The organism is Parasedimentitalea maritima (assembly GCF_005771405.1).
GTDB lineage: Bacteria > Pseudomonadota > Alphaproteobacteria > Rhodobacterales > Rhodobacteraceae > Parasedimentitalea > Parasedimentitalea maritima.
In genome coordinates this window covers 279,149-291,049 of record NZ_VAUA01000002.1, presented here as the reverse complement: position 1 = coordinate 291,049, position 11,901 = coordinate 279,149, and the positions used below count along the sequence as shown (strand labels likewise).

Sequence of the window (11,901 nt, the reverse complement as noted above, 5' to 3'; positions counted from 1 at the left end):
GTCTGCCTCGCAATAATCTTTTCCATCAAAGGTATTGGAAAAGGAAATTCGACATGGTTTTGAAAGTGACACGCTATTCTATCTCTGTCCTGCAAAAAGTGATTGCCACTTTGGTTTTGACGACGGCGACTGCTCAGGCCGCGGATGCGCCGCTGTGGGAAGGTCACTGGAGTGGAAACGCAAACTGGTGTGAGCGGGCAGGGGACGTCGGGGACGAAACCCCGACCTATTATGGCAAGGATGGCCTGTTTGGGATGGAATGGAGCTGCGATGTTGCCAAGGTCCAGGAGACAGGTCTGCCGAATTCCTGGGTCCTGAATCTCGACTGTCTGGATGCAGGCTACAGCTATCAGGAACAGATGATGCTTCTGGTGACCCATGAGGATCGTTTGCTGATCCTTGGAGAAAGTGGCGTCACCGAAAATCTGGTCCGATGTAAGAAGTAAAAGGAAGATCAAGTGAAAACAGCAGCAATCATCGGTGGTGGTGTTATCGGCGGCGGATGGGCAGCCCGGTTCTTGTTAAACGGTTGGGATGTGCGGGTGTTTGACCCGGACCCGGAGGCCGAACGCAAGATCGGCGAGGTGCTGAGCAACGCGCGCCGCAGCCTGCCGGGATTGGGTAATGTTGCGCTGCCTGCGGAGGGCGCGTTGACGTTTCATGCGACAATTGCCGAGGCCGTCGAGGGCGCGGCATGGGTGCAGGAAAGCGTACCTGAGAGGTTGGACCTGAAGCAGAAAGTCTATGCTGAATTACAGCAACATTGCGCCGAGGATGCGTTGATTGGCTCTTCTACCAGCGGGTTCAAACCGTCCGAACTGCAAGAGGGCCGTGGTAATGCCAGCCGGATCGTGGTGGCGCATCCGTTTAACCCGGTCTATCTGCTGCCGCTGATTGAACTGGTCGGCACCCACGTAAACCCGGTTGATGTGATTGCACGCGCAAAGGAAATCATCAGCGGCATTGGCATGTATCCACTGCATGTTCGCAAGGAAATCGATGCCCATATCGCTGACCGCTTTCTGGAGGCAGTCTGGCGCGAGGCGTTATGGCTGGTCAAAGACGGCATAGCCTCGACCGAGGAAATCGACAACGCAATCCGCTATGGCTTTGGTATTCGCTGGGCGCAGATGGGGCTGTTTGAAACCTATCGCGTGGCTGGCGGCGAGGCTGGGATGAAGCACTTCATGGCGCAGTTTGGCCCTTGTCTGACGGCGCCCTGGACCAAGTTGATGGATGTGCCCGAGTTCACGGATGAACTGGTGGATCTGATTGCCGATCAATCAGATGAACAGTCGGGGATGCACTCGATCCGCGAACTGGAGCGTATTCGCGACGACAATCTTGTCGGCATGATGCGGGCGATGTCGGCCAATGATTGGGGCGCAGGTGCGCTGCAGAATGTGCAGGATAAGGCGCGTGAAGGTGAGGCGGGGTTGCTGAGCCATATCGACCAGATTGGTGATTTGTCCAAGCCGGTGCTGACTCTGAACCGCACGGTGCCGCTGGATTGGACGGACTATAACGGTCATATGACCGAGAGCCGTTATCTGGATGCCTTTGCGCAATCCACTGATCGGCTGATGTTGTTGATTGGCTGTGATGCCGAGTATATCGCCAGTGGCGGTAGCTATTTCACCGCTGAAACCCATATCCGCCATATCGACGAGGTGCATGCTGGGCATTCCATTCAGGTTCGAACTCAGGTGATACTGGGAGCGGGTAAGAAGATGCACCTTTGGCACGAGATGTATGAGGGAGACCGCTTGCTTGCCACTGGGGAGCACATGTTGCTGCACGTGGACTTGGCGACCCGGCGCTCTGCACCACCTGCAGAACATGTAGAAGCTGCGCTGGTAAAACTGGCAACGGCGCATGCTGCGTTGCCTGCACCAGACGGATTGGGCCGTGCTATCGGAGCGCCACGGTAATGGCGCGGGTTCTGATCACCGCGGGCGCGTCCGGCATTGGCCGCGCCATGGGGGAGGGATTTGCAGCTGCCGGTTATGAGGTCTGGGTCACTGATGTAAACGAGGCCGGACTGGGTGAATTGCCCACTGACTGGATCACTCACCGTGCCAATGCAGCCAGCGAAGAGGATATGCGGGCGGTGTTTGCGGCTATTGCAGCAGCCGGCGGTGTGGATGTGCTCTGTGCCAATGCCGGTGTTGCCGGGCCTACGGCCAAAGTAGAGGATGTGGAACTCGCAGACTGGCAGGCCTGTGTCAGCGTCAATTTGGAGGGGGCGTTTTTGGCAGCGAAATACGCCGCGCCGCTGATGAAGGCGGCGGGGAAGGGGGCCATCGTAGTGACGTCATCGACTGCAGGGCAGTACGGCTATCCTAACCGTGCGCCCTATTCGGCTGCGAAATGGGCGGTGATCGGCTTGACCAAGACGCTGGCAATGGAGCTGGGACCACATGGTATTCGCGCCAATGTCATCTGTCCTGGCGCTGTCGAAGGCCCCCGTATCGAGGGCGTGCTGGAGCGCGAGGCAGCGGCCAAGGGGATGACCCGGGATGAGGTCTATCAGGGCTATGCCTCAGGCACCTCGATGGGGCGGTTTGTCGAAGCCGGTGATATTGCCAATATGGCAGTGTTCCTAGCCTCTGACGCGGCCCGTCTGGTGTCGGGGCAGGTCATCGCAGTGGATGGCCACACAGAAAACCCGGACCCAAAAGTCTAGTGCTCCGGTAGCTCAGGTCACTGCCGCGACCTGAGCCTGAACGCCGCCCTACGGGCGTCGTGCAACCCTAGCTGCCAATGGTTGCCTTAAGTGCGCGCAGATGGCCGGGCAATTGCCGGGCTGTCATGTTGGCCTCGCGAATTAGGGTGTCGAAATGTTTGGTAAAGGTCTCTATCCGGTCGCTATCGCGAAAGGCCATATAGTGGCTACCAGCATAGAAAACACAGAGTAACGGGCCGAAGATGGTCAGCGGTGATGAGTACAATCGTTTGGCATCAAACAGATAGACCCGTAGGCGCGGATACAGTTGGGTGCAGAGGCGCTCAAAATTGTCGAGCTGTTCAATACGAGTTTCAAGTTCCAGGTCCTGATAGTAGCCGGTGCCATGGGCAAAGCTGTGCAGCTCATATATTGGCAGGGCAATTTCATAGTCCGACTGCGATTGCCGCATCCAGGACAAGCGGTCCTCGGACGCACCAATCGCCTGAGTGGCTGTACGCCCCAGATGCGGGGTATACTCCCACTCTAGCATGGCGCGGGTTTTCATCATGTCGGGCAGGGTGGCGGGGACATGACGGATCTTGTACCCCGCTGCTTCACGGTGCCAATCAAAAATACGCGCATCGACCAGGGAGCGTGGGGCTTCGGACAAGGAAAGAGCACCGGCCAGCAGTTCAGCGGCGCTTTCGGGGCGGTCCGACAGGCTGAGCAACCAATCCGCCGAAACCCCCAGTGCAGTTGCACAGGCTCCAACCACATGAGCGTTGGGAAGCCGGGCGCCGTCACCAGTGAGCAGTTGTGAAATTGTTGACCGATCCACGCCGATTTGCCGCGCCAGAGCACTTTGGCTTAGCCCGCTGTCTTGCAATCCACGATTTAGACGGATCCGAAATTGCTCAGCGCGGACGCGTTTGTCGATTTTTGTGTTCATGTGTGGATTAATATCACAGTTGTTGAATTTTGTTAATCAGATACGGAATTTTGAACAGTGCCACGTCGCGGTACACCTGAACAGACATTTGCTCAGGAGGAACAATGGAAACGCGATTACGTTCACTGGTGAAAGCGCTGATCTGGAACGCCATTGGGTTGGTGATGATGGCACTGGTTGGTTTTTTTGCAACGGGATCAGTGGCAATTGGCGGAGTAATAGCGCTGACCAACACGGTCATCGGTTTCTCTTGCTACCTGTTATATGAGCGAATTTGGTCGCGGATCCGGTGGGGGCGTCACCATGTCTAAACCGCTGTCCACAGGTCCGGAGTGGGGTACGTTTCTGCTCATATTGTCCTGCTACGGTCTATGGTTTGCTGCCTTGGCTTTGTTGCCTGATGTGAGCCTGTTTCTGACGATAATTGTGACCTCTGCGCTGGTTGCCTTTCATTCTTCGCTGACACATGAGGCGCTGCATGGGCATCCGTTTCGTAGCAAGGCGTTGAATGAGACGCTGATGGCGGCTCAGCTGAATATGGCGATCCCATACAATCGCTTTCGCGACACCCATCTGGCCCATCATAAGGATGAATCCCTGACCGATCCTTATGACGATCCGGAAAGCAACTTTTTGGATCCTGCGGCCTGGCGAGAAATGCCGCGATGGAAGCGCCACCTTTACCGTGCCAACAATACCCTTTTGGGAAGGATCCTTCTGGGACCGATGATTGGACAGTGTTGTTTTCTTGCCAGTGATGCGAGAGCCGCATGGCGGGGGGACCGCTCAGTGATATGGGCTTGGGCACTACATGTGCCGGGGGTGTTGATGGTGGTGTGGCTGGTCAGCCTGACACCGATGCCATTTTGGGCCTATTGTATCGCCGCCTACCTGGGGCTGGGACTGGTCAAAATCCGCACCTTTCTGGAACATCGTGCGCATGATCAGATGCATGCACGCACCGTTGTAGTCGAAGATCGAGGCCCCTTGGCATTCCTGTTTCTGAACAATAACTTCCATGTGGTTCACCATCTGCACCCAGGCGTGCCCTGGTACGCGTTGCCAAAGTTGTACCGCGAACGACAGGGTGATTTCAGCAATGCCAATGAGGGTTACATCTACCCATCATACCGCGACGTGTTTCGCCGTTATTTTCTGCGTGGCAAGGACCCGGTGCCGCATCCGCTCTGGCACAGCGGCGAATAAGCCGCCATAACCCGACGTATGAGTTTATGGATTCCCGTCGCCATCGCCGCCGCAACGTTTCAGACCGTGCGGTTTATGCTGCAAAAAGTCTTAAGCAGCGTCAGTCTGTCACCAGCGGGCGCTACGTTTTCCCGCTTCATCTACTCGGCGCCATTTATTCTCGCCGGATTGTTCATCTATCTGATGGTTTCTGGACAACAGCTACCGTCACTCCCGCCCAAGTTTTGGATGTTCGCCTCTATTGGCGGATTGTCGCAAATCCTAGCCACGATTTGTGTGGTGGCATTGTTTAAGCAGCGCAATTTCGCAGTAGGCATCACGTTTAAGAAAACCGAAGTGATCCAGACGGCCATTGTTGGTCTGTTGGTGCTCGGTGATCAGATTACGGTCTGGGGCTGGGTTGCGATTGTGGTTGGATTGCTGGCGGTGCTGGTGCTGGCCAAGCCGCCCAATAGTAGCGGGCCCTGGTGGCAACACCTTACCAACAAGGCGGCCCGGTTTGGGCTGGGATCTGGAGTGTTGTTTGCTTTCTCCGCCGTAAGCTATCGTGGAGCCTCACTCCAGTTGGGCGACCTGGACGCAATGTTCCGCGCGGGCGTTACTCTGGCGGTGGTGGTCAGCCTGCAAACTCTGATGATGTTGGCCTGGCTAAGCTGGCGCGACAGGGCTGAGATCACCCGCGTCTGGGCCGCACGTCGCGTTGCGATTTGGGTTGGTCTGACCAGCATGGGTGGCTCGTTTTGTTGGTTTTGGGCTTTCTCTTTGCAAAATGCAGCTTACGTCAAAGCGCTGGGTCAAGTGGAGTTGATCCTGTCGATCCTGGCGACCGTTCTGTTTTTCAAAGAAAAAATCACCTCGCGTGAGATCTTGGGTATGGCACTATTGGTGGTGTCCATTCTAGCGCTGGTGCTGGCCATCTGAAGAGGACGCGCGAGGCCGACCCTGTCAGGGCTATCCAGATTCAGGCATTTCCGTGCCGTGTAGCCGAAGGAACAGGCTGGCCTCGTCGTTGTTTCGAAAATAAGGCACCGAACTGGGCGGCGTCAGATCCGTAATACGAGCGGCGACTTCGGCCAGTACCACCTCGGTAATGAACGGCAGGTCAAACTGGCGGGCCTGGGATAGTTTGATCCACTGCAAATGGGACAGTTCGTCAGACGCCTGTGAAAAATCATCCAGATCACCGGTGATCTGGTCCGCATCAACAAGGAAAAACCGGGCATCAAATCGTCGAGGTCGCCCGGGCGGGGTCAGGGCGCGGAACACATATTGCAGGCCGTTGCCAGACGGCAGAAACCCAGCTGACGCAAAACCGGCCCAATCGGCGGGCGGGACGCCAGGCCAGTCGCCGCGCTCACCCAATACCAACCCAGTTTCTTCCCATAGTTCACGTATTGCAGCCACTGTGAGGGCGGATTGTAGGTCGTCAGGCGCCTGGTCGGCTAGCCGTGTGTGGCAAAGGTCGGAAATGTGAGAGGCTAAAGGGATCTCAGCATCTGCAACATCGACCGCACCGCCTGGAAACACAAACTTGTTGGGCATGAATGCAGCTTTGGCGCCGCGTTGACCCATAAGGATCATTGGATCTTTGCCCATCCGGTCGCGTACTACAATGACTGTGGCCGCATTGCGGATTGCCGTTTTGTCGATCACTGGCTGATTGTCCCGATTTGCGCTCATAAGATTCTTAGCACCTTACTATGGGTTACGAGTCCTTGTCGAACCCATGCATGCGCCGCGCCCATTGGTAGCCAACGACAATACCCTTCATTCGGGGTAAGAGGAACAAGGACAACGAGACGCAACCGAGGGTAACAATGGAAAACATGGCCAGTGGTTCAGGGCGCCAGGTAACATAGGCGAAATGCAACAAAGGGGCCAGCAAGTGTCCAACGATCAAAATGGTCAAATAGGCAGGCCCGTCATCTGCGCGTGCATGCGACAACTGCAATCCGCAGCTGTCACAGTTGTCATTGATTTTGAGATAGGAATGCAACAAAGCACCTTTACCACAGCAGGGACACTTTTTGCGCCACCCTTTTAATAGAGCGGGTGCTGTTGGACGATCATTTTCAATTTCTGATGCGGGTACGGCCTGAGACTCAGTCATGACAAATCCTATGTGTTTGGCACATGTTTGCGCCCTTAAAGCCCCAATGGGTAGAGGCTACGCGAGTGCTGCGGCGTGATGCCGCAAAATTGTTTGCTCTCAACAGGAGTTACTCTGACCATATCAAGGCAGACACGCTTTTGGAAAAGGGTATGCCAAAGGATGTAAGCAAACTGTAACGATCGTGGATAGACACCTTTCATAGTTTCATTGACCTTTTTTCAAACCGGAGCGACGGAACTGCGGCCCTGCTACGTTTGACTACCATGATCGGCGACACTGGGTCGCTTTGGACAAAGGATTTGGACATGAAAAAAGCAGGTATCTTCGCAGTGATCGCCGCTTCGGCTGGACTTGTTGGTGCAGGCGCAGTTCTGGCGAACAGTGGTCCGGGACGTCAGGGTATGAATATGACGTTTGAGAAACTGGATGCCGATGGAAACGGTGAAATTACACAGGCTGAAGTTGACGGGCTAAAGGCCGCACGTTTTGCCGCCGCAGACGCCAATGGTGATGGCGCGCTGTCTCTTGAAGAGCTACAAGCTCAGGGGATGAAGAAAGCAGAACAACGGGCAGCTGGAATGTTGGAGAGGCATGATGCAAACGGCGACGGTGTGTTGAGCCAGGATGAGTTGCCTAAGCCGCGCCGGTCGGGCCATATGTTCGAACGGATGGATGCCGACGGAAATGGCACCATCTCTAAGCAGGAATTCGAAGAAGCGCGCAATCAAATGAGCTCGAACGGAATGGGTAAACACCGTCCGGGGCAATCAGAAATGACAGAACCGGAGCAAAACTGATTAGTCTGACGTGTATCTTAACACAGACATATCCCGGCGGCGGCCTCATGAAATGGGGCCGCTACTGATGGGGGACCCAGATCCCGCGTTAAGCGATGACGCTTTGTTGGTTCTTTATGCCAATGGCGATGGCCGTGCGGCACAAGAGTTAACCAGTCGCCTGGCTCCAAGGTGCCTGGGCGTGGCGATGCGGGTTCTGGGAAATCGGGCAGAAGCTGAAGACGTCACGCAGGAGGCAATGATGCGATTGTGGCGGATGGCGCCCAACTGGCAACCGGGACAGGCGCAACTGTCGACCTGGTTGTACCGGGTAGTGATGAACCTGTGTATTGATCTGAAACGCCGTCAGCGAGGTGGCTATGTGGATCTCGATGCGGTGCCGGAACCGGAAGATACTGCCCGCAGTGCTGCCGAGCAAATACAGGACGATGCACGTCATGACGCGCTGCAAGCCGCCCTGATGCAATTGCCAGAGCGTCAGCGTCAAGCGGTGGTGTTACGCCATATTGAAGAGTTGGCTAATCCTGAAATTGCAGGAATTATGGATGTCAGTGTTGAAGCAGTTGAGAGTTTGACCGCCCGTGGAAAACGGTCATTGGCGGCCATTCTGACCAACAAGCGTCAGGAATTGGGGTATAACGATGGCTGAGTTGGATAAGGCAATGCAAGAGCTTGACGATCTGTTTGCTTCCGCGCGTGAAGCGCCCAGTCATCTACCTGACCACCTGAATAAAGCAATTTTGGCGGATGCAGTGACTGCGCGATCTGAGGCTGCGGTGGCAGAGCCTGCGGTGAAGCCGGTGGTGCTACAACGTCAAGGGTTCTGGAGGCAGTTGTTACTGGCAGTTGGTGGCTTACCGACGATTGGCGGGTTTGCCGTGGCCTGTGCAGCTGGCGTGTGGATAGGTCTGGAGCCGCCGTCATTTTTGCCCGACCCAGCCCAGTTGGTTGGGTATTCAGACAGCACTTCGGTGCCCTATGACAGTTACGACCTGGCGGTGATGCTGGGCGAGGAGGTGCAATGAGCACGACGCAAACGCCAAAAATGAAACTCTGGTTACGGATTGTACTCGCAGGGTCGCTGGGGCTGAATTTAATGGTCGCCGGACTGGCTGTTGGGGCGGCTTTGCGGTTTCGTGATGATGTACGGCCCCGTCCGATGCCCTCATTTGGAGCGATGCTGTTTCGTGAGCTGGATAGCGAGGCAAGACAGTCCCTGCGCCAGCAGGCTGGTGGTGATCACGGTAATTTTCACAAACGGCGGCGGGCAGAAGGCGAATCCGTCCTCGCCCTGTTGCGTGCAGACCCTTTTGTAGTTGAGGCTCTGTCCAGTTTTCTGCAAGAGAAAGCCACCTCAGGTCATGATTTTCAAATGTCGGTCCAGAAAGCCTGGATCGAGAGGGTCGCCGCGATGAGCGAAGCTGAGCGCGAGAGTTATGCTGATGAACTGCAACAGCGTATGCATCGCCCACCCAAGCCACCACGCCATCGTGGTTCATCGCGAAATTGAGAAGAAAGCCGTTGAGGCGGGCCTGGAAAGGCCCGTTTTAGGCCGCGACAGGACTAAGAGTAACCTGGTTTCGACCCGCATGTTTTGCGCAATATAGCGCGCGGTCGGCGTCTGCGATCAGATCGCTAACGCTGGGGTGGGCCGGAGAGGTACGTTTGGAGCAGAGATCACCACCTCCAATGACAACCCCAATGCTGGTGGTGACGGAGATCGGTTCGGCGACGCCCGGAACGTGAAACGGGGCTGAATTAATTTTCCGACACAGCTGTGCGGCAACTTCCGCAGCTTTGGCTTCACCGATGCCGGGTAAGACAATCATAAATTCTTCTCCGCCTACGCGCGCCAATAGATCCACCGGACGCAGCTGTTTTTGCAGCCTATTGGAGGTTTCGATCAATACTGCGTCACCTGCCGGATGACCAAAGCGGTCATTGATCTGTTTGAAGTGGTCAAGGTCGATCAGCATCAAGGCAAAGTTTTCACCACAATCATTGGCATTGCGGGCGACCCGATCGAGGAACGGCTTTGCATAGCGGCGATTATATAGGCCGGTCATGGGGTCTTCGACAGCGGCGCGCAACCCGTTGCGAACCGTGTCACGCAGGCGATCGGTTCTCACTTTGTGCTGCAACTGTGTCGACAACCGCAGGGCCAGTTCCTGAACGTTGAATCCTGATTGCAACACATCATGGGCACCGCGGTCCAACGCTTCTGCCGCGACATGAGGGTTTGCCGGATTGGGAATTGCGATCACTACTGAATTCCGGGTGGCAGCACGCGCGCGCAGATCAGCCAACAATCGTAGTCCTTGGCCGGTTTCAGCCTCGTTCAGTTCTACGACGATGACGTCGGGGACAGGGGCACTCATCAGCTGTTGTATATCGTCAATCTGGTGCGGGTGCAGGTGATAGGGGACCAAGGGTTGCAACCGCGCAGTCCATTGCGCAGCGGTAGGTGCATCATGGGCCACCAGCGCAACTTTGGAACCACGAATTTCTGCGAGGCATTCCCGATTGCTGAGCGGAGGCTCAAAGCTCTGCGCGGCGTCGTGCTGCAGGTGCAGATCCTCGTTACTGTTGCGAACCCGGATCAGGCTGCGGATCCTCGCCTGTAGAATTACATCATCCACTGGTTGAACTAAGACATCATCTATCCCAGAAGCTAGCGCATTTATTCGGGTGGAATTGTCATTTTGTGCTGAAACTGCAATCACAGGGATACCAGATAGAGAGGCGTCACTTGCCAGAGTTCGCTGAACATCAGCGGCAGTCCCATCCGGCAGGGACATGGCGGTCAGAATCAAATCCGGGCGGCAACGCCGCGCCACGGACAACAAATCCGTAACACAATCCGTTTGCACCACGCGGTAATAGGCTGCTGAAAGCTGTACTTTCAACATAATGCGGTTGGTCGCGACGCCATCTATGATCAGGATTGTGCCTTGCACGCGCTTCCCTTTCCGCCCTTGCATTTCACTTGCCTAGAGTCTTTATGACAGGAGTTAACAAACCCTTTCCCAAGCCCGTAAAAGTGTCGCAAAATGCCAGTTTCCGCCCATTCCGCCGAAACCCTTGCCCTGCAGGCGTTGACCTGGCTTGTAGGGAACGAGGATCTACTGTCGGTTTTCCTTGGTGCATCAGGGGCCAGCGAGGCCGATCTGCGTGCAAGCGCAGGTGAGCCAGAGTTCTTGGGGTCAGTGTTGGACTTCCTGATGATGGACGACGCTTGGGTGATTGGGTTCTGTGATGCGCAGGGTATCGCTTATGAGGCTCCGATGCAGGCCCGAATGGTTTTGCCAGGAGGCGCACAGGTCAACTGGACCTGATAGATTTTCATGGAACGCTGCTCCCAGTTAAGGAACTGTCATGCCCGTTGATGCCCTATTGTTCGACAAAGATGGAACCCTGTTTGATTTTGGGGCCACTTGGAACAGTTGGACCGCTAAGACAATTCACCATCTTGCTCAGGGACGAGCCGAAGTGGTGCAGGGGTTGGCCAAGGTGCTGAGCTATGATCTCGACCGGGGTGAGTTTCGTCGGGACAGTATTGCAATTGCGAGTACCAATTCAGAAATCTCGGCTGTGATGGCACCCTACATTGATCATATGGATGTTGCTGAACTTGAACTGTATCTAAGCACAAGTGCTGCGGATGCCACGCTAACCGAGGCAGTGCCTCTGGTCGCGTTTCTTGATGACTTGCTAGCACGTGGCAAAGTGCTGGGTGTCATGACCAACGACTCAGAATTGTCGGCGCGTAACCAACTGCAACAGGCGGGTGTGCTGGATCACTTTGCCTTTATAGCCGGATTTGACAGCGGTCATGGCGCTAAGCCTGATCCTGACCCGCTGCTGGCGTTTTGCAATGCTGTCGGCGTAGATCCATCCCGGACTGCCATGGTTGGCGATAGCCTCCATGATCTGGAGGCAGGGGACGCCGCAGGAATGCGCCGGATTGCAGTCTTGACGGGGATGGCATTGCACGAAGATCTGGCGCCCCTGGCCGACGTGGTGCTGCCGGATATCGGACATATTCAGGCTTGGCTGGACAGCTGACCGAACATCACTGCTGCGGGGGTCTGGCCGAGCTATGTGCTGGTTTACCGGCTGTACTGGGCACTTATGTACAGAAAAGATGAATTGCGCCGTGCTAAGCAAT

16 protein-coding genes are annotated in these 11,901 nt (G+C 55.7%); 12 read left to right on the top strand and 4 right to left on the bottom strand.

The genetic code is table 11. The annotated features are described in order from the left end of the window. Window positions 1–53 precede the first annotated feature (53 nt). The 3 genes from FEE96_RS05155 to FEE96_RS05145 are packed head-to-tail and all read left to right on the top strand — an operon-like array spanning window position 54 to window position 2,686. Window positions 54–446 carry a hypothetical protein gene (locus FEE96_RS05155; RefSeq protein ID WP_138161943.1) on the top strand — a complete coding sequence of 131 codons (393 nt, stop codon included), beginning with the start codon at window positions 54–56 and terminating at the stop codon, window positions 444–446. A gap of 12 nt (window positions 447–458) precedes the next feature. Then, window positions 459–1,931, top strand: a complete 1,473-nt coding sequence (locus tag FEE96_RS05150; RefSeq protein ID WP_138161942.1) for a carnitine 3-dehydrogenase — start codon at window positions 459–461, stop codon at window positions 1,929–1,931. Further along, window positions 1,931–2,686, top strand: coding sequence for an SDR family oxidoreductase (locus tag FEE96_RS05145; protein WP_138161941.1), 756 nt, complete (start codon window positions 1,931–1,933; stop codon window positions 2,684–2,686). Before FEE96_RS05150 ends, FEE96_RS05145 begins: the two co-directional genes overlap by 1 nt. Window positions 2,687–2,753: 67 nt before the next feature. On the opposite strand, the gene FEE96_RS05140 is transcribed toward FEE96_RS05145, so the two are convergent. Beyond that, window positions 2,754–3,617 (bottom strand): helix-turn-helix domain-containing protein, encoded by an 864-nt coding sequence (locus FEE96_RS05140; protein WP_138161940.1) that lies wholly within the window; start codon window positions 3,615–3,617, stop codon window positions 2,754–2,756. A gap of 164 nt (window positions 3,618–3,781) precedes the next feature. On the opposite strand from FEE96_RS05140, the gene FEE96_RS05135 reads away from it, so the two are divergent. Genes FEE96_RS05135 through FEE96_RS05125 form a run of 3 tightly spaced genes read left to right on the top strand, consistent with a single transcriptional unit; the run spans window position 3,782 to window position 5,744 of the window. Then, window positions 3,782–3,928, top strand: a complete 147-nt coding sequence (locus FEE96_RS05135) for a DUF2061 domain-containing protein (RefSeq protein ID WP_425467297.1) — start codon at window positions 3,782–3,784, stop codon at window positions 3,926–3,928. Next, entirely contained in the window at window positions 3,921–4,823 is a 903-nt protein-coding gene (locus tag FEE96_RS05130) for a fatty acid desaturase (RefSeq protein WP_138161938.1), read from the top strand. Before FEE96_RS05135 ends, FEE96_RS05130 begins: the two co-directional genes overlap by 8 nt. A gap of 18 nt (window positions 4,824–4,841) precedes the next feature. Next, the gene (locus tag FEE96_RS05125) at window positions 4,842–5,744 is read left to right on the top strand and encodes a DMT family transporter (RefSeq protein ID WP_138161937.1); all 903 of its coding nucleotides are present in this window, start codon (window positions 4,842–4,844) and stop codon (window positions 5,742–5,744) included. Between the two features lie 30 nt (window positions 5,745–5,774). Here FEE96_RS05125 and FEE96_RS05120 read toward each other — a convergent pair whose 3' ends face one another. Then, window positions 5,775–6,503: an NUDIX hydrolase gene (locus tag FEE96_RS05120; RefSeq protein WP_138161936.1), complete on the bottom strand. Its 729-nt coding sequence runs from the start codon at window positions 6,501–6,503 to the stop codon at window positions 5,775–5,777. 25 nt (window positions 6,504–6,528) lie between these two features. Further along, window positions 6,529–6,933 (bottom strand): DUF983 domain-containing protein, encoded by a 405-nt coding sequence (locus tag FEE96_RS05115; RefSeq protein WP_138161935.1) that lies wholly within the window; start codon window positions 6,931–6,933, stop codon window positions 6,529–6,531. Window positions 6,934–7,241: 308 nt separating this feature from the next. Here FEE96_RS05115 and FEE96_RS05110 point away from each other — a divergent pair, with 308 nt between their 5' ends. From FEE96_RS05110 to FEE96_RS05095, 4 genes are all read left to right on the top strand, one after another. Beyond that, the gene (locus FEE96_RS05110; protein ID WP_138161934.1) at window positions 7,242–7,733 is read left to right on the top strand and encodes an EF-hand domain-containing protein; all 492 of its coding nucleotides are present in this window, start codon (window positions 7,242–7,244) and stop codon (window positions 7,731–7,733) included. 67 nt (window positions 7,734–7,800) lie between these two features. Then, window positions 7,801–8,382 carry an RNA polymerase sigma factor gene (locus FEE96_RS05105; RefSeq protein WP_138161933.1) on the top strand — a complete coding sequence of 194 codons (582 nt, stop codon included), beginning with the start codon at window positions 7,801–7,803 and terminating at the stop codon, window positions 8,380–8,382. Further along, window positions 8,375–8,758, top strand: coding sequence for a hypothetical protein (locus FEE96_RS05100; RefSeq protein ID WP_138161932.1), 384 nt, complete (start codon window positions 8,375–8,377; stop codon window positions 8,756–8,758). The genes FEE96_RS05105 and FEE96_RS05100 overlap by 8 nt, the downstream gene beginning before the upstream one ends. Next, window positions 8,755–9,243 (top strand): periplasmic heavy metal sensor, encoded by a 489-nt coding sequence (locus FEE96_RS05095; RefSeq protein WP_138161931.1) that lies wholly within the window; start codon window positions 8,755–8,757, stop codon window positions 9,241–9,243. The genes FEE96_RS05100 and FEE96_RS05095 overlap by 4 nt, the downstream gene beginning before the upstream one ends. 37 nt (window positions 9,244–9,280) lie before the next feature. On the opposite strand, the gene FEE96_RS05090 is transcribed toward FEE96_RS05095, so the two are convergent. Further along, window positions 9,281–10,690, bottom strand: a complete 1,410-nt coding sequence (locus FEE96_RS05090; RefSeq protein ID WP_138161930.1) for a diguanylate cyclase — start codon at window positions 10,688–10,690, stop codon at window positions 9,281–9,283. Between the two features lie 93 nt (window positions 10,691–10,783). On the opposite strand from FEE96_RS05090, the gene FEE96_RS05085 reads away from it, so the two are divergent. Continuing rightward, window positions 10,784–11,068 carry a DUF3572 domain-containing protein gene (locus tag FEE96_RS05085; protein WP_138161929.1) on the top strand — a complete coding sequence of 95 codons (285 nt, stop codon included), beginning with the start codon at window positions 10,784–10,786 and terminating at the stop codon, window positions 11,066–11,068. 40 nt (window positions 11,069–11,108) lie between these two features. After that, window positions 11,109–11,798, top strand: coding sequence for an HAD family hydrolase (locus tag FEE96_RS05080; protein ID WP_138161928.1), 690 nt, complete (start codon window positions 11,109–11,111; stop codon window positions 11,796–11,798). Window positions 11,799–11,901 lie beyond the last annotated feature (103 nt).